Source organism: Methylobacterium sp. TK26 (genome assembly GCF_055361565.1).
The window spans coordinates 2,839,826-2,859,444 of record NZ_CM143965.1; the positions used below are offsets into that span (position 1 = coordinate 2,839,826).

Annotated in this window: 22 protein-coding genes and 1 pseudogene; 11 read left to right on the plus strand and 12 right to left on the minus strand. The window is 70.3% G+C overall.

The features are described from left to right. Positions 1-7: 7 nt before the first annotated feature. Positions 8-757, minus strand: a complete 750-nt coding sequence (locus tag ACXJ1Y_RS13715) for a Crp/Fnr family transcriptional regulator (RefSeq protein WP_463846791.1) — start codon at positions 755-757, stop codon at positions 8-10. A 220-nt stretch (positions 758-977) separates the two neighbouring features. Between ACXJ1Y_RS13715 and dgcN the strand changes: the two genes are divergently transcribed. Next, positions 978-1,991 carry an N-acetyltransferase DgcN gene (dgcN, locus tag ACXJ1Y_RS13720; RefSeq protein ID WP_463846792.1) on the plus strand — a complete coding sequence of 338 codons (1,014 nt, stop codon included), beginning with the start codon at positions 978-980 and terminating at the stop codon, positions 1,989-1,991. A gap of 2 nt (positions 1,992-1,993) precedes the next feature. Then, the gene (gene dgcA, locus ACXJ1Y_RS13725; protein WP_463846793.1) at positions 1,994-2,977 is read left to right on the plus strand and encodes an N-acetyl-D-Glu racemase DgcA; all 984 of its coding nucleotides are present in this window, start codon (positions 1,994-1,996) and stop codon (positions 2,975-2,977) included. Between the two features lie 24 nt (positions 2,978-3,001). Here dgcA and ACXJ1Y_RS13730 read toward each other — a convergent pair whose 3' ends face one another. The 3 genes from ACXJ1Y_RS13730 to ACXJ1Y_RS13740 are packed head-to-tail and all read right to left on the minus strand — an operon-like array spanning position 3,002 to position 5,960. Continuing rightward, positions 3,002-3,346, minus strand: a complete 345-nt coding sequence (locus ACXJ1Y_RS13730; protein ID WP_463846794.1) for a DUF1491 family protein — start codon at positions 3,344-3,346, stop codon at positions 3,002-3,004. A gap of 9 nt (positions 3,347-3,355) precedes the next feature. Beyond that, positions 3,356-4,036 carry a peptidoglycan-binding domain-containing protein gene (locus ACXJ1Y_RS13735; RefSeq protein WP_463846795.1) on the minus strand — a complete coding sequence of 227 codons (681 nt, stop codon included), beginning with the start codon at positions 4,034-4,036 and terminating at the stop codon, positions 3,356-3,358. A 22-nt stretch (positions 4,037-4,058) separates the two neighbouring features. Next, positions 4,059-5,960, minus strand: coding sequence for a sensor histidine kinase (locus ACXJ1Y_RS13740; protein ID WP_463846796.1), 1,902 nt, complete (start codon positions 5,958-5,960; stop codon positions 4,059-4,061). A 258-nt stretch (positions 5,961-6,218) separates the two neighbouring features. Between ACXJ1Y_RS13740 and ACXJ1Y_RS13745 the strand changes: the two genes are divergently transcribed. Then, complete coding sequence (locus ACXJ1Y_RS13745; protein ID WP_463846797.1) at positions 6,219-6,524, plus strand: hypothetical protein; 306 nt, start codon at positions 6,219-6,221, stop codon at positions 6,522-6,524. A 24-nt stretch (positions 6,525-6,548) separates the two neighbouring features. Here the strand turns inward: ACXJ1Y_RS13745 and ACXJ1Y_RS13750 are convergent, their stop codons facing one another. Continuing rightward, positions 6,549-7,643 carry a hypothetical protein gene (locus tag ACXJ1Y_RS13750; protein ID WP_463846798.1) on the minus strand — a complete coding sequence of 365 codons (1,095 nt, stop codon included), beginning with the start codon at positions 7,641-7,643 and terminating at the stop codon, positions 6,549-6,551. 104 nt (positions 7,644-7,747) lie between these two features. Further along, on the minus strand, positions 7,748-8,209 hold the full coding sequence (locus ACXJ1Y_RS13755; RefSeq protein WP_463846799.1) for a GNAT family N-acetyltransferase: 462 nt from the start codon (positions 8,207-8,209) through the stop codon (positions 7,748-7,750). A 125-nt stretch (positions 8,210-8,334) separates the two neighbouring features. On the opposite strand from ACXJ1Y_RS13755, the gene ACXJ1Y_RS13760 reads away from it, so the two are divergent. Then, positions 8,335-8,625, plus strand: coding sequence for a hypothetical protein (locus tag ACXJ1Y_RS13760; protein ID WP_463846800.1), 291 nt, complete (start codon positions 8,335-8,337; stop codon positions 8,623-8,625). Positions 8,626-8,743: 118 nt separating this feature from the next. Here the strand turns inward: ACXJ1Y_RS13760 and ACXJ1Y_RS13765 are convergent, their stop codons facing one another. After that, complete coding sequence (locus ACXJ1Y_RS13765) at positions 8,744-9,259, minus strand: Ros/MucR family transcriptional regulator (RefSeq protein WP_342164311.1); 516 nt, start codon at positions 9,257-9,259, stop codon at positions 8,744-8,746. Between the two features lie 348 nt (positions 9,260-9,607). Between ACXJ1Y_RS13765 and ACXJ1Y_RS13770 the strand changes: the two genes are divergently transcribed. Continuing rightward, a complete protein-coding gene (locus tag ACXJ1Y_RS13770) occupies positions 9,608-10,015 on the plus strand; it encodes a PaaI family thioesterase (protein WP_463846801.1) in 408 nt (135 codons plus the stop codon). A 3-nt stretch (positions 10,016-10,018) separates the two neighbouring features. On the opposite strand, the gene msrA is transcribed toward ACXJ1Y_RS13770, so the two are convergent. Beyond that, on the minus strand, positions 10,019-10,675 hold the full coding sequence (gene msrA / locus ACXJ1Y_RS13775) for a peptide-methionine (S)-S-oxide reductase MsrA (protein WP_463846802.1): 657 nt from the start codon (positions 10,673-10,675) through the stop codon (positions 10,019-10,021). 172 nt (positions 10,676-10,847) lie between these two features. On the opposite strand from msrA, the pseudogene ACXJ1Y_RS13780 reads away from it, so the two are divergent. Beyond that, a pseudogene (locus ACXJ1Y_RS13780) lies at positions 10,848-11,333 on the plus strand (PAS domain-containing protein); the annotation flags it as partial. Positions 11,334-11,348: 15 nt separating this feature from the next. Here the strand turns inward: ACXJ1Y_RS13780 and ACXJ1Y_RS13785 are convergent. Beyond that, complete coding sequence (locus ACXJ1Y_RS13785; protein ID WP_463846803.1) at positions 11,349-11,669, minus strand: PetM family of cytochrome b6f complex subunit 7; 321 nt, start codon at positions 11,667-11,669, stop codon at positions 11,349-11,351. Between the two features lie 148 nt (positions 11,670-11,817). Here ACXJ1Y_RS13785 and ACXJ1Y_RS13790 point away from each other — a divergent pair, with 148 nt between their 5' ends. Together ACXJ1Y_RS13790 and ACXJ1Y_RS13795 are read left to right on the plus strand one after the other, a co-directional pair. After that, positions 11,818-12,486: an HAD family hydrolase gene (locus tag ACXJ1Y_RS13790; RefSeq protein WP_463846804.1), complete on the plus strand. Its 669-nt coding sequence runs from the start codon at positions 11,818-11,820 to the stop codon at positions 12,484-12,486. A 394-nt stretch (positions 12,487-12,880) separates the two neighbouring features. After that, positions 12,881-13,180, plus strand: coding sequence for a hypothetical protein (locus tag ACXJ1Y_RS13795; RefSeq protein WP_463846805.1), 300 nt, complete (start codon positions 12,881-12,883; stop codon positions 13,178-13,180). Positions 13,181-13,202: 22 nt separating this feature from the next. Here the strand turns inward: ACXJ1Y_RS13795 and ACXJ1Y_RS13800 are convergent, their stop codons facing one another. The 3 genes from ACXJ1Y_RS13800 to argH form a co-directional block, all read right to left on the minus strand. Continuing rightward, positions 13,203-13,904, minus strand: a complete 702-nt coding sequence (locus ACXJ1Y_RS13800; RefSeq protein ID WP_463846806.1) for an invasion associated locus b family protein — start codon at positions 13,902-13,904, stop codon at positions 13,203-13,205. A gap of 125 nt (positions 13,905-14,029) precedes the next feature. Further along, the gene (locus ACXJ1Y_RS13805; protein WP_463846807.1) at positions 14,030-14,311 is read right to left on the minus strand and encodes a hypothetical protein; all 282 of its coding nucleotides are present in this window, start codon (positions 14,309-14,311) and stop codon (positions 14,030-14,032) included. Positions 14,312-14,410: 99 nt separating this feature from the next. After that, positions 14,411-15,802, minus strand: coding sequence for an argininosuccinate lyase (argH, locus tag ACXJ1Y_RS13810; RefSeq protein ID WP_463846808.1), 1,392 nt, complete (start codon positions 15,800-15,802; stop codon positions 14,411-14,413). A gap of 42 nt (positions 15,803-15,844) precedes the next feature. Between argH and tlpA the strand changes: the two genes are divergently transcribed. The 3 genes from tlpA to recA all read left to right on the plus strand — a co-directional run bounded on the left by tlpA (position 15,845) and on the right by recA (position 19,559). Further along, on the plus strand, positions 15,845-16,480 hold the full coding sequence (gene tlpA / locus ACXJ1Y_RS13815; RefSeq protein WP_463846809.1) for a thiol:disulfide interchange protein TlpA: 636 nt from the start codon (positions 15,845-15,847) through the stop codon (positions 16,478-16,480). Positions 16,481-16,512: 32 nt separating this feature from the next. Further along, a complete protein-coding gene (locus ACXJ1Y_RS13820) occupies positions 16,513-18,294 on the plus strand; it encodes a carbamoyltransferase family protein (RefSeq protein WP_463846810.1) in 1,782 nt (593 codons plus the stop codon). A 173-nt stretch (positions 18,295-18,467) separates the two neighbouring features. Next, positions 18,468-19,559: a recombinase RecA gene (gene recA / locus ACXJ1Y_RS13825; RefSeq protein WP_342164322.1), complete on the plus strand. Its 1,092-nt coding sequence runs from the start codon at positions 18,468-18,470 to the stop codon at positions 19,557-19,559. The last annotated feature ends 60 nt before the right edge of the window (positions 19,560-19,619 follow it).

Genomic DNA, 19,619 nt, shown 5'->3' on the forward strand with positions numbered 1-19,619 from the left:
GCGCCGCTCAGGGCCTGATCGCCTCAAGGCCGCGCGCCGCATCGCGCGCGGCCCGCAGGTGCAGGTAGGACGGATCGAACTTGGCAAGCCGGCGCAGCCCCTCGGGATCGAGCAGGGTCAGGCGCCGGCTCTTCAGGCTGAGGAGCCGGGCCGCCCGCACATCCTGCAACGTCCGGTTGATGTGCACCGTGGTCTGGCCGAGGGCGTCGGCGAGGTCGGGCTGGGTCAGCGGCATCGGGCAGCTCGTCCCGTCTGCGAGGCCCACGGCGGCGAGCCGCGCGTGCAATTCGCAGAACAGGTGCGCAAGGCGCTCCACCCCCGAGCGGCGCCCGAGACTCACCGTCCATTCCCGCTGGATCGCGGCGCCGGCCAGTTCCTCCCGGTGGAAGGCGAGGTCGAGGGACGGGTTCCGGCTCTTCAACTCGGCCATGGCCGTGCCCGGAATGCGGGCGATGGCCACGGGCGTCAGGGCGCCGATGGCGTGGTCGCGCCGGTCGAGCAGATAGATGTGCGGGTCGCAGCAATCCCCCGGCAGGAGGATCGAGATGATCTGGCGGCGGCCATCCTCGAATTGCCTGTAACGGCAGGCCCAGCCGCTCATCACGACGTTGACGGCGCGCGGATCTTCTCCCTCCTCCACAATATCCGCCCGAGGCTCGATCAGTCTCGGCGGTTCGAGGACCTCCGCAAGCATGTCCCGGTCGGCGATCGTGAGGGGTACGAAGTTTTTCAGCTTTCGCGACAGGGGGGTTTCCATCAGGGCCGCGGACTTGTTTGAGATGCGTTGTCCCGCCTAGCCCTGGGCCGGGGAGCGACCACCACACAGGTTATGATCGGTCGAAGCTCCGGTCGGTTGTGTCGGATTTCACATGGGGCAACGAGGATCGGCCAAGGTTGCACCGGGAACGGTCGAGCTTCCGCCTTGCGGGACGGCGCCCCGATCCCGCATAGACGGGACGAAGCGAGAGGTCCGTCCGATGCAGATCGCCACGCCCTACCTGATGTTCCTCGGCGACGTGCCCGACGCGCTGGCGGCCAAGACCGCCTACGGCATCAAGGATTGGCGGCCGGAATGGTGCATCGGCCAGATGCGCCTGCCGGGCTGCAAGGCCGATCTCGGCATCCCCGACCTCACCCTCCCCGAGGCCCTGGCCAAGGGGTGCCGCACCCTGGTCGTCGGCGTCGTGAACGCGGGCGGCGTCCTGCCGGACCATTGGGTGAAGGAGATCGTCGCCGCCATCGAAGCCGGGTTCGACATAGCGAGCGGGCTGCACGTCCGCCTCGGCGCCGTGCCCGCCATCGCCGAGGCGGCAGCCAAGCGGGGCAGCAAGCTCCACGACGTGCGCCACAGCAGCGAGACCTTCCCCACGGGCAAGGGCACTCGCCGCGTGGGGCGCCGCCTGCTGACCGTCGGCACAGATTGCTCGGTCGGCAAGAAGTACACGACGCTGGCGCTTGAGAAGGGCATGCGCGCGCGCGGCCTCGACGCCGACTTCCGCGCCACCGGCCAGACCGGCGTGTTCATCTCCGGCAAGGGCGTCGCCATCGACGCCGTGGTGGCGGATTTCATCTCCGGCGCCGTCGAGACGATCTCGCCGGAGGCCGCGCCGCGCCATTGGGACCTCATCGAGGGCCAGGGCTCGCTCTACCACCCGTCCTTCGCGGGCGTGAGCCTCGGCCTGCTCCACGGGGCGCAGCCCGACGCCTTCGTCGTCTGCCACGAGCCGACCCGCACCACGATGCGCGGCGTCGCGCACCCGCTGCCGACGATCCGGGAGGTCATCGACCTCACCGTGCAGCTCGGCCGCCTGACCAACCCCGACATCCGCCCCGTGGGCATCGCCGTGAACACGCAGGCCCTCGCCGAGGACGAGGCGCGCGCGCTCCTCGACGGCCTCGCCGCCGAGTACGGCCTGCCGGCCACCGACCCGGTGCGCTTCGGCGTCGAGGCGCTGGTGGACCGGATCGTCGCCGACTTCCCGGAGACCTGACCATGGCCCGCCGCCTGAGCCTGTCGGTCGAGCGGTTCCCCATCGCGGGGGCCTTCACCATCTCGCGCGGAAGCCGCACCGAGATCGCCGTCGTGGTCGCGCGGATCGAGGACGGCGCCCATGCGGGCCGGGGCGAGTGCGTGCCCTATCCCCGCTACGGCGAGAGCGTCGAGAGCGTGTCGGCGCTCATCGCGGCGCAGGCGGACGTCCTGGCGGGGGGCATCGACCGTGAGGCCCTGGCCCGGCTGATGCCGGCGGGCGCGGCCCGGAACGCGCTCGATTGCGCCCTCCTCGACCTGGAGGCGAAGCGGTCCGGGCGGCGCGCCTGGGAGATCCTGGGCCTGCCCGCGCCCGTGCCGGCCACCACCGCCTACACCCTGAGCCTCGGCACGCCGGAGAGCATGGGCGAGGCGGCGCGCAAGGCGGCGGCCCGCCCGCTGCTCAAGGTGAAGCTCGGCGGCGACGGCGACCCGGAGCGGATCGCCGCCGTCCGGGACGGCGCCCCGGATTCCAGGCTGATCGTGGATGCCAACGAGGCGTGGCGGCCCTCGAATGTCAAGGCCAACCTCGCGGCCTGCCTTGCGGCGGGGGTCGCGCTGATCGAGCAGCCGCTGCCGGCGGGCGAGGACGATCTGCTGGCCGCCATCCCGCACCCCGTGCCGGTCTGCGCCGACGAGAGCCTACACGACCGCGCCGGGCTCGATGCCCTGGCCGGGCGCTACGACGCGATCAACATCAAGCTCGACAAGACCGGCGGCCTCACCGAGGCGGTGATGCTCGCGAACGAAGCGCGGGCGCGTGGGCTGACCGTGATGGTCGGCTGCATGCTCGGCACCTCACTGGGCATGGCGCCCGCCACGCTGTTGACCGGCGGCGCCGCCTTCATCGACCTCGACGGGCCGCTGTTGCTGGCCCGCGACCGCGAGCCGCCGCTCCGCTACGAGGGCAGCACCATCTTCCCGCCCGACCCAGACCTGTGGGGATAGCGGCGCATCGCCGTCCGTCACGCCTCACTCGGCGATGTCGAGGAAGTGCCGGCCGGCGCGGTCATCGATCTCCATGATCCACAGATCGGAATCGAAGCGGATCTCGCGGGTGAGCCGTTCCTCCACGTCGAGGGGCGTGGCGCCCGCGAGCACGGGGGTGAAGCGCCGCTCGCCGAGATCGTCGGGCTCGGCCATCAGCGCCTGGGGCGCCGGGCCGTAGAGGTCGGCGGTACCGTCGAGGCGGTCCATCTTCACGAAGATCGCCCCCGCCTCCGCCGCGCCGCGACGCCGGAGCACGGCGGGAATGGTGAGGTCGTTGAGCCGGCGCAGATGCGCGGAGACCCAGAAATCGGAACGCAGGCGGGGCATGGCGTAGCCCTACCCCTTCGCGGCCCCGGCTTCGAGGGCCTTCAGCGTGCGCCCGGCCGCTTCGCCCGTCACCGGCAGCTTGCGGTCGCGCTCGAACTTCTCGATGGCCGCCTTGGTGGCGGGCCCCATGGCGCCATCGGCCTTGATCGGCCCGTAGCCGAGCTTCGTCAGGGCGCGCTGGGCGCGTGTCACCGCCACGTCGGCGGCCGACGCCTCGGCCTTCGCGGGGGCGGCGACGGGCTTCTGGCGCGGGTTCACCGAGGCGGTCGTGTCCTCGGCGCGGATCAGGTCGCCGATGGAATCCCCGGCGGCCGTCTTCGCCGTCTCCTTGGGGGCCTCCTTCGCGGCGTCCCGCTGGACGGGCGCAGGGGCGGCGGCGGGCGCCGGCACCTTCGCGGCGACCTTGGCGGGCACCTGCGGCAGGATCGGCGCCGGGTGGCGGCCCTTCTGGGAATCGAGGGCGTTGACGCAGATGAAGCCGGCGGCGCCGAGCGCGATCACCGCGCCGAAGACCGCCCCCGGCCGCTCGCGGCACAGGACCTTGCCCTCGGCGAAGCCGAAGCGCAGCACCTCGGCCGCGACGGCCTTCCAGCCCCCCTTCCGCAGGGACGGCATTGGTCTCTGAGCGGCCCGCGCCGGACGCCGTTGGCGCCCCTCGCTCGCGACGGTGATCTCGCGATAGCCAGCCATCGAATCTCCTTCCAGGCTCTCCTCAGCCGGCCCGCCGGAACGGCACCGATACGGTGAGATCGGACGCCGCCACCGCGCCGGAGATCGGCTCGGGGTCGAACAGGCCGAGGGGGAGCCTTACAACCTTGGGCTTTGCCTGCGCCGCACCGCGGATGGCGGTGAAGATCGGCGCGGGGCCGCCCGGCGCATCCTGATCGCAACCGGCATAAGGAAGTGTCACCGTCACGATCGTTCCGAGGCCCGGCGCGCTCTCGATGCGGATCGTGCCGCCGTGCAGGCCCACGAGACCCTGCACAACCGAGAGTCCGAGGCCGGTGCCCTCGTGGCTGCGGGCATAGCCGCTGGTGCCCGCCTGGAAGAACGGGGTGCCGAGGCGCGGCAGGTCCTCGGCGGCGATGCCGACGCCGGTATCCGCGACGGTGATCTCGAGCCCGTCCACCGCACGGTTGAGGCTGACCGACACGGTGCCCCCCGCGCCCGTGTATTTCAGGGCGTTGGAGATGAGGTTGATGAGCATCTGACGGCAGGCGCGGGGATCGGCCACGATCTCCTGCGGCCCGGCCGGGTTGGCGATGAGGTGCACCGCGCCCTCGCCGGCCTTGAGCTTCATCAGGTTGCAGCAGGACAGGACCAGTTCGGACGCGTCCATCAGGTCCGGCTTGTAGTCGAAGTTGCCGCTCTGGATCCGGCTCATGTCGAGGAGCGTGTTGACGACGTCGAGGAGGTGGCGGCCCGATTGCTCGATCACGCTGGCATATTCCTGCGACTGATCGGGCCCGATCGTGATGCCGCCCGCTCCCGAAAGCACTTCGGAGAAGCCGATGATGGCGTTGAGCGGCGTGCGCAGCTCGTGGGTCACGTTGGCGAGGAAGCGGCCCTTCACGGCGTCGGCGAGTTCGGCGGCCGTGCGCGCCGCCTCCAGTTCCTGGGCGTGGCGGTGATGCTCGGTCATGTCGCGGGTGACGGCGACCACCGTCATCTCGCCGGCCAGCCCCGCATCGGCGATGCGGTGGGCGCGCATTTCCACATGGATCAGATCCGCCCGGTCGGCCCGGCGGGCGGCCGGATCGACGTGCAGCCGCACGGCCAGCGTCGCCGGGCGGCCGGTGGCCGCGACGTCGCTGAGCGCGCTCAGCAGGGCCGGCCGGTCGGCGACGTGGACGCGCTTCAGGAGGCCGTGGCCCCGCAGGGTCGCCGCGTCGCTGCCGACGAGCTTGATCGCCGAGGCGGAGGCCTCGATCACCCGGCCGTTGCAATCGTGCCAGGTCACGAGGTCGTCGATGGCCGAGAGGAGCAGGCGGTCGCGGGCCTCGTTGCTGCGCAGGCGCTCGCGCCATGCGCCCTCGTTGCGCAGGTGCTCGACCGCCTGGGCCGCCACATGGCCGAGGGCGGCCAGGGCGAAGACCGGGAGGGCGATGTTCACGGGAAGGGAGATGACCGGGTTGGCGCCGAGCCACAGCGAGCCGATCAGCACGGCGCCGACGCCGAGGGCGGCGAGGACCGTCGCGGCCACGGTGGCGCGCCAGGAGCCGGAGACCAGGGCTTCGAGGGGGATGACCGCGAGCCACACGGCGGCGGGCGAGGCCGGGCCGCCGGTCATCATGGCGAGGCAGACGACGAGGCCGGTGAGCCCCGCCGAGGACACCGCGTGGGCGATCCAGAGGGAGCCGGTGCGCGACAGGAGCACGGCGGCGATGACGGGCAGGAGCAGGCTCGCGAAGGCGGCGGCCTCGATCGCCGAGGGCACGCCCCGCCACAGGAGGTAGGGAGGCAGCGCCGCCATGGTGACGAGACCGGTGGCGAGGCGGGAGACGAGGAACCGCTCGTGGCGGTGCCGCATGCCGGAATCCTCGCTCGCCGAGCGGTGAACGAGACCGGCAAGGCGCTCGTCGAACAGGCTGGTCAGGACTTTATGGATGGTCAAGACTCACACCCGCGGCGCCAAGGTGATTGTCAGACACCCGGAACGCTTCCTGTTCGACTTCGAACGACACGGATAAGCTCTCAGACCCCCCTTAAACGAGTGTTGCGGAACCTTCGCGACTGCCAGAGATGCTTTCCACGAAGTAACCGAGATACCTGGGGAATACGTTCACCATTTCGCAGGAATGGCGGCGACGGTTGACGCCGGCTTCACCGAACCGGGCCAATCGTCCGCTCCGCATTCACGAAGGGGCGCCCCATGCTGTTCGTCCTGCGCGTCGTCCTGGTTGTCGGGGCGCTGTCCTATCTCGCGCTGCTGCGCGGCGGCGCCGATCCGGTGCAGGAGGCGCGCAAGCTCGCCACCCTCCCCTCCGCGAAGGCGGCGGCGCCGGCCGTCACGGCCCTCGTGCCGCCGGAGACCCGCGAGCGGGTGGTGCGCGATGTCCTGGCCAAGGGGCTGATCGCCGAACTGAGCCGCCGGGCCGGGGCCGAGGAGCCGGCCGCATCCCGCGACACCCTCAACGAAGCCGACCGCAGCCCCGCCTGGCGTGGCGTGGAGCGGTAAAACGCCGGCCGATCCGCGAACGGTCTAGCGGCTGCCGTCGAGGCGGTTGCGCACGGGCGGGGTCGCGCGCACCGGCGCCGCGCGCTCGGCGCCATGCCGGAAGGAGGCTTCCGGGCCGTGATAGGGCCGGTGGAGGTCTGGCGTGCGCTCGGCCAGGGGCCGGTCGAGGAGCGTGGCCAGCAGGTCGCGGGCCGCCGCGCGGCCGAGGGAGCGGAACACCGCCACCAGCGCCGTGACCCGTTCCCCCGAGCGCGCCACGCCCTGGTTGAGCGTGAGGAAGACGTAGACCGCCTCGTCCTCGTGCAAACCGGCGGCGCGCATGGCCAGGGTCAGCAGGTCGTAGCGGCCATCGGGGGCGTCGGCCTCGGTCACGAAATCGGCCGGCAGGCCGAGGGAGGCCGCCAGCGTCTCGACGAAGCTCGGCACGTCCCGGTCGGTGGACAGCGCGGTCAGCGCCGCGCCGAGGCCGCGCGGCACGGGCGGACAGGGCCGCAGCCCCGCCGTCGCCTCGACGGCGCGGACGATGCCCTCGCGCGTGGCCGGATCGGCGTGGAGATAGAGCGGGGCGAGGTCTCCCGCCGCGAGATCCGGCCGGGCGAGGATGACACGGGCGAGATCGGCATCGCGCCGGGCCCGGCCGACCACGCGGCGCAGGGGCTCGCCCCCCAGGACGATCCCCCGGTTGAGGGCGAGGGCGAGATCGACCTCCGGCCGGCCGTCGCGCGACAGGTCCTCGATCGCCTCGCGGCGGAGCGATGGGAGCGAGGCGAGCCGGGCCGTGAGCATGGCCGGCATGGGAGCGTCTTCGGCCGGGTCCGTTTCGGCGGCGGCCGGGGGCGCGATGATGCCCCGTGCCGCCAGGGCTTCCAGGACGGCCGGGGGCGTCTCGGGATGGGTGGCGAGCTTCTCGGCGACGAGGCGGAGGGTTTCCTGATCGACGGTCGGGATCAATCCACAGGCCAGGGAGGTAAAAGTCTCGCGCACCGCCCGGTCCCGGCGGGGCGCGCGCAAGTAGAGGTCCGTCTGCACGCGCAGGACGACGGGTTTGAGATCGAGCTGTTCGATCCTCGACAGTTCGAGGAGCCCGGAAAGGTCCGGCAGCGCATCAGATGCAGGCATCAGGGACCGGTTTACGCACGAGTACCGTTAGCCGAACCTAAGCCAGCGGCGTGAATCGACCTTTAAGCTGCGCCTTTTCCGATATGCTCCACCCTGGGACCGTCTCACTCGGCCTGCGGCCCGCGCCGCAGCAGCGGCCGGACGAGCAGACCGCCCTCCGGCAGGAAGCCGGTCGCCGCCGCGAAATCCATAAGCCCCGCCGCCCCGGCATCGGGCACGAGGAGCAGCCGGTCGCATCCCGCGAGTCGGGCCGAGCGCGACACCGCCTTCACGAGCAGCCGCCCGATGCCCCGCCGCCGCGCATCGGGGGCGACGGCGAGGGTCGCGATCAGCCCGGCCGGGCGGGCCGCTGCGAGATCGTGGACCGCCTGCAGGACGACGATCCCGCTCGGCGGCCCCCATTCCACGGCGATGAGGGCGCTTCCGCCCGCCCTGGCCAGGGCCTCGACCCGCCCCGCGAGGGCGGCTTGGTCGGCGGGGGCGCCGAGATCCGCCATCAGCGCCGCGAGGCCCGGTGCGTCGGCGGGGGATGCGGCGCGGATCTCCAGCCCGTAACGTTGGCCCAATCCGGTCTCCGGGATACGGGACCGGATCGTCCGGTCCTGACGGTGAGATAGCGGCGCATCGGCCGCCCTTCCACGGCAGACGGGCTGCACCCATGTCTCAGAACAGCCAATCCGAGGAGTCGAGAATGACGAAGACGGGCATTTCCCTGGCGGCGGCCCTGGCCGTCCTGCCGCTGGCGACGGGCGCCGTCCTGGCCCAGCCCCTTCCGCCGGGCGTCGCCCCGCCGGCCCCCGGCGGCTTCGCAATCATCGACCGCAACAACACGGGCGGGTCGGTGAACGTGACGATCCCCCGGGGCGCCACGGGCGCGGAGACCTACACGTCGAACTCGGCGGCGGGCGGCAATGCCGGGCGGCCGGAACTGGCGGTGCCGAACGGCAGCAGCGGCGGCGGGGGCGGCGGCAATTCCCGCTGAGACACAAAAGGTGCCTGGCCCCTGAGGGCCGGCACCTTTCAAGTCGGCATGGTCCCGGTGAGAACGGGGGCTCGCGCCCCCATCTCGGAGGGCCTTCCCGCGGGAAGGCCGGCGGCGACTAGGCCGGCTCCTTCGTCTTGCGGGCGCGGGGGGCGCGCTTCGGCTTCTCGGCCGGCTCGTCCTGCGCGGCCGGCTCCTCGGCGGCGGCCGAGGCCGACGACTTGCGGCGCTGCTGGCCGAGGCCGAGGCTACGGGCGAGTTCCGAACGCTGCGCCGAATAGCTCGCGGCGGTGGACGGGTAATCGCGCGGGAGGCCGTAACGCTCGCGATACTGCTCAATGGTCAGACCATTGCGCGAGAGGTGACGCTTGAGCGTCTTGTACGGCTTGCCGTCGATGAACGAAATCAGCGCATCCGGCGTGATCGACTTGCGCACCTGCGCGGGGGTCGGCTTGTCCGCGACTTCCGGCGCAGCCGGGGCGGGAGACGCCAACTTCAGTAACGCCTCATGCACGCCGGCGAGAAGCGCTGGCAGTTCCCCGACCGGGACCGAATTATTCGAGACATAAGCGGACACGATATCCGAAGCTTGCTCGATCAAGCTCTCGTAGGGGACTGCTGCCGTATCGTCCATCGTTGATTCCCTCTCCTTGGGGCTTCAGCGACGGTTCTAACGTTTGTGCGCCAAAATCAAGAGACATGAGAACACAATTTTGGTCAGTCACAGAGAAATCTGTCATGATTATTCGCAAAGGCCTCAAGCGCAGTCGTCCGAAACGAAACTTCCTGCTCGAAGCAGCCTGAGACGCGCAAGCGCTTCGGCTTCCAGCCGCGTCTCGTTTTGAAGGGTTACGACGCGAGTAGTACGGGTTTCGACATTGATCGGTCTAAACTTGCCGTATCTGGTATGCCTGCACTGTACGACCGTTGCGAGCATCGCGCGGTCGGCTCACTGCCGGGGCGCGGATGAAGAGGCGTCAAAATGACGGAATGGGATCCCGAGACCATCTTCGGAGCGCAGATTCCATTCGTGCGGTTCTGCGGAATAGAAGCTTTGGACGTCACGGAGGGGCGCACCCGCCTCAGGCTTGTCATGCGCCCAGAGCATAGTAACAACTTGGGTATCGCCCATGGCGGGATCGTCTGCACCCTGCTCGACGTGGCCATGGGCACCGCCGCCCGCCTCACCGCCGGATGCCCGGTCGTGACCCTCGACATGCAGACGCGCTTCCTCAACCCCGGCCGGGGCACGCTGGAGGCGGTGGGGCGCGTGACGCGCGGCGGGCGCTCGATCCTGTTCTGCGAGGCCGAGATCCGGGATGCCGAGGGTGTCCCGGTGGCGAGCGCGACGGGTCTCCTGAAGCCGGTGGCGAAGACGCCGACCGGCTGAGGCTCAGGCCGGGGCGCCGGCCTCCACGGGGCAGCTGACGCCCGTGCCGCCGAGGCCGCAATAGCCGCCCGGGTTCTTGGCCAGATATTGCTGGTGGTACTCCTCAGCGAAGTAGAAGGGGCCAAGGGGGACGATCTCGGTGGTCACGTCGCCGAACCGTCGCGCGCGCAGCGCCTCGGCATAGGCCGAACGGACGCCCTTCGCGACGTGGGCCTGCTCCGGCCCGTTCGTGTAGATGCCGGAGCGGTACTGCGTGCCGACATCGTTGCCCTGGCGCATCCCCTGGGTCGGGTTGTGGCTCTCGAAGAAGATCCGCAGCAGCGCGCCCAGGGGCAGGACGGCCGGATCGAACGCGACCAGCACCACCTCGTTATGCCCGGTGCGGCCGGTGCAGACTTCCTCGTAGGTCGGGTTCGGCGTGTAGCCCCCGGCATAGCCGACCGCCGTCACGAACACGCCCTCCGGCACCTGCCAGAAGCGCCGCTCGGCGCCCCAGAAGCAGCCGAGGCCGAGCACGACGGTCTCGGCACCCTCGGGATAGGGCCCCTTCAGCGGGTTGCCGTTCACGAAGTGGCGCTCGGCCGTGCGAAGCGGCGTCGGACGGCCCGGCAGGGCGTCGGCCGCATTCGGCATCTCGACCTTCTTGCGGAAAAGGAACATCGCTCGCCCCGCGTGATTGTTCGTACCATCCCCAAGATGGGATCGCCCGCTCCACCGCGAAAGCGAAGGCATCTCTTCGCCGCAGCGGGAAACATGTTTCGAGGGACTAGACCGCGGGCCGGTATTTCTGGTTGTACTCGGCGACGCGGCGCCGGACAGGGGGACGAGACAGGTGGGAACGGAGCAGGCCACCACCCATCTTCTCGGAAGTCTCGAGAGCGAGGCGCAACTGGGCGACCCCTTCGCGGCGGCGGTGCGGGCCACCCGCATGCCGATGATCGTCACCGACCCCCGGCAGTTCGACAACCCCATCGTGTTCGCCAACGAGGCGTTCCTCAAGCTCACCGGCTACAGCCGCCTTGAGGTGACGGGGCGCAATTGCCGCTTCCTGCAGGGCCCGGACACTGATCCCGAGGCCGTCGCGCGGCTCCGCGGCGCCATCCGCGACGAGACCGACATCAAGATCGACATCCTGAACTACCGCAAGGACGGCTCGACCTTCCACAACGCCCTCTATGTCGGCCCGGTCCGCGACGAGGACGGCAAGGTCGTCTACTTCTTCGCCTCGCAGCTCGACGCCTCGGAGCATCACCGGATGCAGGCCGAGATCGATGACCTGAAGAGCCGCCTCGCCGAGGCCGAGGCGCGGCTCGACCGGCGCTGAGGCGGCGCCTCAGGGCCGCGTCAGGAAGCCGATCGGCTCGCGGCCGGGCTGGCCGAGCCACAGCAGGAACGCCCCGAGGACGAGCCCGACCAGGGAGGCCGGCGCGAGGGTGAGCGGCAGCCCGAGCACGTGCCACAGCCAGGGCGCCGCGCCTTCCACCCCCGTCTGCAGCGCCCCCGCCCTGTCCTTGAACAGGGTGGTGATCACGTCCGACACGGAGGTGAGGCGCGGGCCGTTATTCGCGATGGAGCGGGCGCCGTCATAGACCAGGGCGACGAAGCCGCCGGCCATGAACACGAGACCGAGCAGGCGGGCGAGGAAACGGAGCATCACCGGGTCATCGAACCGCGCCGGGGCGGCGCGGCATTCCGCCTACGGGCTGCGGCGGGCCGGTGCAAGCGGTTGCCTGCCGCCGGGCCCCGTGCCACAGCCCCGCTTCGGAGGGCATCCCTCCGCGCGAGGGGGACGAGGGCTCGGCATGGCAAGCGCGACACCCGCCCTCGTGATCTTCGATTGCGACGGCGTCCTCGTGGACAGCGAGCCGCTGAGCCTCGCCACCCTCACCGCCGGCCTCAACCGCATCGGCGTACCCATCGACCTCGACACCGTGCGCAACCGCTTCGCGGGCACCTCCATGGTCTCGATCATGGGGCATATCGAGCGCGATTACGGCATCCCCGCCCCCGAGGGCTTCGTCGATGCCGTGAAGGCCGAGACCCTCGCCACCTTCGACCGGGAGTTGAAGGCGATGCGCGGCGTCGCGGCGGCGATCCGGGGCCTCGGCCAGCCGGTCTGCGTCGCGTCGAGCAGCGATCCGGTGCGGCTGCGCCACTCCCTCGCCCTGACCGGCCTGCTCGATCTCTTCTCCGGCAACGTGTTCTCCTCCGCGCAGGTCGCGCGCGGGAAGCCTTTCCCGGACCTGTTCCTGTTCGCCGCCGAACAGATGGGCACGGCGCCGGCCTCCTGCCTCGTCATCGAGGACAGCGTGCCCGGCGTGACGGCGGCGGTGGCGGCCGGGATGCGGGTCGTCGGCTTCACCGGCGGCGGGCATTGGGGCCACGACCGGGACGGCACCGATCTCCTGCGCGCCGGGGCGGGCACGGTGTTCTCGGATTATTTGAATCTCTCCAAAGTCATCACAGATTAGAAATGCACTTCAGAGTTGCGTTGCTGAGCAACTGGCGAGCGTTGCCACAATTCCACTGAGCCCGGCCGCAAAAACGGAAGACAATTCCGTTGACGTCTGATGTTCGTGGAGGCACCATGGTGTCGTCGGCCTTGCAAAGGGCGGCCGCGGTGATTTGATTAGCGTCGCTTGCGCCGCGTCACCAAACGCTAAAGCACTGCGAGGGCTCGGCTTCGCCTCGCGGTCCTTCACTGTGGAGGACAACGTGACTGTCATGCTCATGTCGAATCGGTTCGCGCACCAGCTCCATCCGCGCTGTCGACGCTAGCCGCCCGCTCCGATCGTTTCGGAAGTCACCGGCCCGTCACCGCAATCAGGCACGGCTCTTGCGCCGGCCCAGGGAGTCGCTCGTCCGATGCCCACATCCCTTTCGCTCGTCACGCCCGTGAATCACTCAGACACCCCCCTCCCCTCAGGCGAACCACCGCCGCTGCCCTTCGAGCCGGGCCCCGCCCTCGCGCGGGTGATCGAAGTGGGGGAGGTCGCGGCCGGCATCGCGGTGCCGGAGGATCGCGGCGTGCGGTTCTTCTCGGCCTCGCGGGATTTCGACGGCCTCGACGGCATGCTGTTCCGCAGCCCCGAGCAGGCGGCCCGCGCCGTCCGCGATCTAACGCGTCCGGGCGCGCGGAAGACCCCGCGCGCCGTCGCCGTCTAGAGCCTGACCAGGGTCGCGCGCTCTACTTGGCGCATTCCTCGCGGGCGCGCTTGATCGCGTCCGCGAAGCCGGCCAACTCGTATTCGTCGCTGGTCGGGTTGCCGCGCATCGAGGTGGTCTTGATGGTCAGCTTCGGCGCGCGGCCGCTCATCTCCGTCACCACCCGCGTCTCGTCCGTCGGGTTCTGGAGCCAAGCATTGCCGTCCTTGACGACAAGCCCGTAGCGGGACGCTCCGAGGCTCAGGCTCGGATCGGTCGGCATCGCCGGGGAGCCGGCCTTGACCTGCGCGGCGGCGGGCTTGGGCGGGAAGCCCAACATCACGGCCACCTCGTTGGGCACGTTCTCGGCCTTGCGCACCGTGACGAACAGATAGGCGCTGTCGCGTTTCAGGGTCTTGGGCGAACGGGTCTGGGGCTGCGCGATGGCGTAGCAGATCCGGCTGCGCGCCTCGCCGTTCACGAAGACGTTCCAATCCCCGAAGATCGCCACCGGCACCGCCTGCTGCATGCCCGGCGGGGTCACTTGGCTCGTCTCGGACTTCCGGCTGCTCCGGCGCGAGGCGTGGCGGGAGCGCCGGCTGGGCGCCGCCTCGGCCGGTGCCTCCGCGTCCTGCGCCAGGGCGGGTGCCACGCCGAACAGGCGGTTTGCCATCGAATTCGGTGGCGCGGCACAGGCGAGCAAAGTGACGAGGCCGACCGGAATCAGATGGGAGACGCGGACCATATTCATTCCCTGCGGGCGCGAGCCGGAGCGAGCTTTGCCGTTAGGGATCGATTAATGAACCCGGCTCGGGACAACAGCAAGGCAGCCGGCGACGAGCGCCGTGGACTGATCAGCCGTGAGCCGGCTCAGACCGCGCGGATTTCGGCGGCGGCGATGGCCGGGGCGACGAGGGCCGGCGACGGCTCGCTGTCCGCGTCCATCTGCACCGTGACCGGGGCCGGCACGGCGTTGGGCAGGGCCCGGCGCTTCGGCGGATCGTTGTAGGGGGTGTTGTAGCCCTTGCGGACGGCGGCCCAGAAGACCTCCCGCGACAGGTCGGTGCCCACCAGGGCGGCGTCGATGACCGCGCTCGCATGGGCAGCGAGATCGGCAACCTCTTCGGGCGTCATCCAGCTCTCGATCGACATGCTGTGCGGTCTCTCCGGTCGCGCGCTTTACCCCCATAACGCGGCGCACCTAGCTAGACGGTGAACGCGCCACCGCCTCGCTGGTTGCGCCGCATCATCTCAGCGTGAGGATTCGTCGAGACGGCCGAGCCAGGCCTGCGCCTGGGTGCGGACGTTGTCCGGTGCCGTGCCGCCGTAGCTGGTGCGGCTCGCCACCGAATTCTCGACGCCGAGCACCGCGTAGATCGCCTCGGTGATCTTCGGCTCGGCCTCCTGCATCTCGGCGAGGGAGAGGTCTTCGAGGCCCACGCCCTTCGCGGCGGCCGCGCCGACGAGGCGGCCGGTGACGTGGTGGGCCTGCCGGAACGGCATGCCGAGTTCGCGCACGAGCCAGTCGGCGAGGTCGGTGGCCGTGCTGAAGCCGGAGCCTGCCGCCTTGGCGAGCACGTCGGCCACCGGCTCCAGGTCCCGCACCATGCCGGTCATGGCCGCGAGGCAGAGGGAGAGGGCCTGGAGGGCGTCGAACGTGCCTTCCTTGTCCTCCTGCATGTCCTTCGAATAGGCGAGCGGCAGGCCCTTCATGACGATGAGCAGGCCGGTGAGCGCGCCGACGATCCGCCCCGCCTTGGCGCGGACCAGTTCGGCCGCGTCGGGGTTGCGCTTCTGCGGCATGATCGAGGAGCCGGTCGTGTAGCCGTCCGACAGCTTCACGAAGCCGAACTGGGCCGAGGTCCACACGACCAGTTCCTCCGCGAAGCGCGACAGGTGGACGGCGCAGATCGAGGCCGCCGAGAGCGCTTCGAGGGCGAAGTCGCGGTCTGCCACGGAATCCAGCGAGTTCGCCGTCGGCCGATCGAAGCCGAGGGCCGCCGCCGTGGCGTGCCGGTCGATGGGGAACGAGGTGCCCGCCAGCGCCGCCGCCCCGAGGGGGCATTCGTTGAGCCGCGCCCGCGCGTCGCGGAACCGGCCCCGGTCCCGGGCCAGCATCTCGACATAGGCGAGGCAATGGTGCCCGAACGTCACCGGCTGGGCGGATTGCAGGTGCGTGAAGCCCGGCATCACCGTACCGGCATGGGCCAGCGCCTTCTCGGCCAGCGCCCGCTGAAGGTCGGCGGCCTGGGCATCGAGGGAATCGAGGGTGTCGCGCACCCACAATTTCATGTCGGTGGCGACCTGATCGTTGCGCGAACGCGCCGTGTGCAGGCGCCCGGCGCCCGGCCCGACGATCTCGGTCAGCCGGCTCTCGACGGACATATGGATGTCCTCAAGCTCGCGCTTGAACACGAAGCTGCCGCCCTCGATCTCGTCACGGACGCTCTTGAGCCCGGCCTCGATCGCCGCCACATCCTCCGCAGGCAGGATCCCCGCCTTGCCCAGCATCGCCACATGCGCCAGCGAGCCGCGGATATCCTGGGGCGCGAGGCGCTTGTCGAACCCGATGGAGGCGTTGATCTCCTCCATGATCTCGGCGGGGCCGCTCGCGAAGCGCCCGCCCCACATCCGGTTGCTCATGTCGATCCTTCCGCGCCGCGCCAGTTCCAAGAGGCAAGCCTGATGCCCGTCCGCAAAGGTCTCATCGCGGGCGCCGGCCTCGCGGCGCTCGGCCTTGCCGGGCTTGCCCTATACGGGAGCGGTCTCGTGGGCGGCAACGGGGGAATGGCCTCCGGCCCCTGCGCCGGCTCCGCCCCCGCCCTCACGCGCGTCGATGCCGCCGCCAGGGGCGACGTCGCCGGCATGCAGGCGCCGAAGCAGTCGAAGCCCGCCCCCGACCTGACGTTCAAGGGCCCCGACGGCGCCGAGACGACCCTCGCCGCCATGAAGGGCCGGCTGCTGCTGGTGAATTTGTGGGCGACGTGGTGCGCCCCCTGCAAGGCCGAGATGCCGGCCCTCGACCGGCTCCAGGCGCAGATGGGCGGCAAGGACTTCGACGTGGTGGCGATCAACGTCGACACGCGCAACCTCGACAAGCCGGCGGAATGGTTGAAACAGGCGGGCATCACCCACCTGCCCTTCTACGCCGATCCCGGCGGGCGCGTCCTGCCCGCCGTCCAGCGCCACGCCGATTCGGCGGGCCTGCCCACGACGCTGCTGATCGATGGTGCCGGCTGCACCATCGGCGTGATGAAGGGCGGGGCCGAATGGTCGAGCCCGGACGGCCTCGCCCTGATCCGCGCCGCCCTCGGCCGTTGATCGCTGGAACGGCGCGGGCTAACCCCGCGCGGATGCGGTTCTATCTCGGTCTCGCGACCACCTTCCACGATCCGGCCCTCGCCCTGGTGGGGCCGGACGGCACGCTACTCTTCGCCGAGGCGACGGAGCGCTTCCTGCAATACAAGCGGGCGCCGAATTGCGAGCCCGATGCCCCGGCGATCATCGCGCCGCTGCTGCGCGAGTTCGTCCCGCCGGGTTCGGAGATCGTCGTCGCCTCCACCTGGGGCGAGCAGTTCAGCGGTTTCCTGAAGGGGCAGGCCCAGGCCGGCACCTTCGACCTGCCGACGCTGGCCGCGCATCCGGTCGATCTCAACGCGTCCTTCGTGCCCGAACAGGCCGAGCGGGTCTTCATCGCCGACCTCCATCTCGCGCAGCAGCGCGCCGGCCTCGGCACCCTGCTCGCCCTCACCCAGGACGTGCGCACCGGCGGCAGCCCACCCCGCGCGCGGGTCGTCGGCCAGCGGCGCTATCCGCACCATCTCTGCCACGCCGCCTACGGCCTGTGGGGAAGCCCCTTCGCGGAGGCCACCTCCGTGACCGTCGACGGGATGGGCGAGACCGGCGCCTCGGCGATCCACCGCCTCAAGGATGGGCGGATCGAGGAGGTGAAGCGCCATCGCGGGCGCGGGTCGCTGGGCTTCCTCTACGGCCTCATCACCGACCTCGCCGGGTTCGATCAGGTGAAGGGCGAGGAATGGAAGATCATGGGGCTCGCTCCCTATGGCCGCCCCGATCCGGACCTCGCCGCCATCCTCGCCCGCCTCTACCGGGTGGAGGGCACGCGCCTGCGCTTCGCCGATGCGGATACGATCCGCGGCGTCGCCGCCGAACTCCTGGCCCGCCGCCCCGCCGATGCCCTCGAAAACGGCTGGGCGGACCTCGCCCGCTGCGGGCAGGACCTGTTCGGCACCCTCATGGACGTCCTCGTCGCCGAGGCCCATGCCCTCGCCCCGTCCGAAAACCTCGTGATCGCGGGCGGCTGCGGGCTGAACTCCTCGTATAACGGCCGCGTGCTCGGCCGCTCGCCCTTCACGCGGCTGCATGTCCCCTCGGCCCCGGCCGATGACGGCAACGCCGTCGGCGCGGCGTGGCTGGCCTTTCAGGAGGACCACCCCAGCTGGTCCGGCCCGCCGGAGGAATCCCGGCCGCTGACGCCCTATCTCGGCGCGCGGGTCTCGACCACGCCGATGGAGCGCCTCGCCGAGCAGGAGCCCCGCGCCCGCCGCCTCGGCCACGGCGCCGTAAGCCGCGAGGCCGCGCGCATCCTGGCCGCCGGCGGCCTCGTCGGCTGGGTGCAGGGTCAGGCCGAGTTCGGCCCCCGCTCCCTCGGCAACCGCTCGATCCTGGCCGATCCGCGCCCGGCCGGCGCCAAGGACGCGCTGAACGCCAAGGTAAAATACCGCGAGGCCTTCCGCCCCTTCGCCCCGTCGATCCTCGCCGAGGCCGGCCCGGACTGGTTCGAGGACTTCGCCGACAGCCCCTACATGGAGCGCACGCTGGTCTGGAAGGACAGCGTGCGGGACAAGGTGCCCGCCGTCGTCCACGAGGACGGCACCGGCCGGCTCCAGACCGTCACCGCCCGGCGCAACCCCGCCTATGCCGCCCTCATCGAGGCGTTCCGCGAGTTGACCGGCGTGCCGGTGCTGCTCAACACGAGCTTCAACGTAATGGGCAAGCCGATCCTCCATACGGCGGAGGACGCGATCCTCATGTTCTACACGACAGGCCTCGACGCGCTCGTCGTGGAGGATTGGATCGTCGTGAAGGATCCGGCGATGATTCGCGGATCCTGACGCGCGATTGCGCGCTCGCGGCTCGCGTTCTCAATCACAGGTTAGAACCCGCGGCGTTCCGCGGTTCGGAACGCCGTTCCCGCCCTTGCCGAACGAGAACAAATAGAGTACGAAATCGCTCCGGCGGGCGCGTTGTGATCGGCGCCCATCCTCTCCATAAGGAGCGTCGCCAGATGGCCCAGCCCGCGCTGAAAGTGTTGGATATGCCCCCCGCTGATAAGGACAAGTCGAAGGCGATCGACGCCGCCCTGTCGCAGATCGAGCGGGCGTTCGGCAAAGGCTCGATCATGCGCCTTGGCAAGAACGACAAGGTGCAGGAAGTCGAGACGATCTCCACCGGCTCGCTGGGCCTCGACATCGCGCTGGGCGTCGGCGGCCTGCCGCGCGGCCGCGTGATCGAGGTGTACGGTCCGGAATCCTCCGGCAAGACCACGCTCGCCCTGCACACCATCGCCGAGGCCCAGAAGAAGGGCGGCGTCTGCGCCTTCGTGGACGCCGAGCACGCCCTCGATCCGGTCTACGCCCGCAAGCTCGGCGTGAACCTCGATGACCTGCTGATCTCGCAGCCCGACACGGGCGAGCAGGCCCTGGAGATCACCGACACGCTGGTGCGCTCCGGCGCCATCGACGTGCTGGTGGTCGACTCGGTGGCGGCGCTGACGCCCCGCGCCGAGATCGAGGGCGAGATGGGCGAGAGCCAGCCCGGCCTTCAGGCCCGTCTGATGAGCCAGGCCCTGCGCAAGCTGACGGGCTCGATCTCGCGCTCGAACTGCATGGTCATCTTCATCAACCAGATCCGCATGAAGATCGGTGTGATGTACGGCTCACCCGAGACCACGACGGGCGGCAACGCCCTGAAGTTCTACGCCTCTGTGCGCCTCGACATCCGCCGCGTCTCGACCCTCAAAGAGCGTGACGAGGCCATCGGCAATCAGGTCCGCGTGAAGGTGGTGAAGAACAAGGTCGCCCCGCCGTTCAAGCAGGTCGAGTTCGACATCATGTTCGGCGAGGGCATCTCGAAGGTCGGCGAACTGATCGACCTCGGCGTGAAGGCCGGCATCGTCGAAAAGTCGGGCGCGTGGTTCTCCCACGACAGCCAGCGCCTCGGCCAGGGCCGTGAGAACTCGAAGGGCTTCCTGCGGGACAATCCGGCGATCGCCGCCAAGATCGAAGGCATGATCCGCCAGAATTCCGGCCTCGTCGCCGAGAAGATCCTCGAGAACGCCAAGCCGACCGAGGACGATCTGGACCCGGGCGAGGCGTAAGCCTCACCCGCCACGGCCTTGCCGTGGTCTCGGGTATTCGAGAGAATAGCGCGGCCTCGG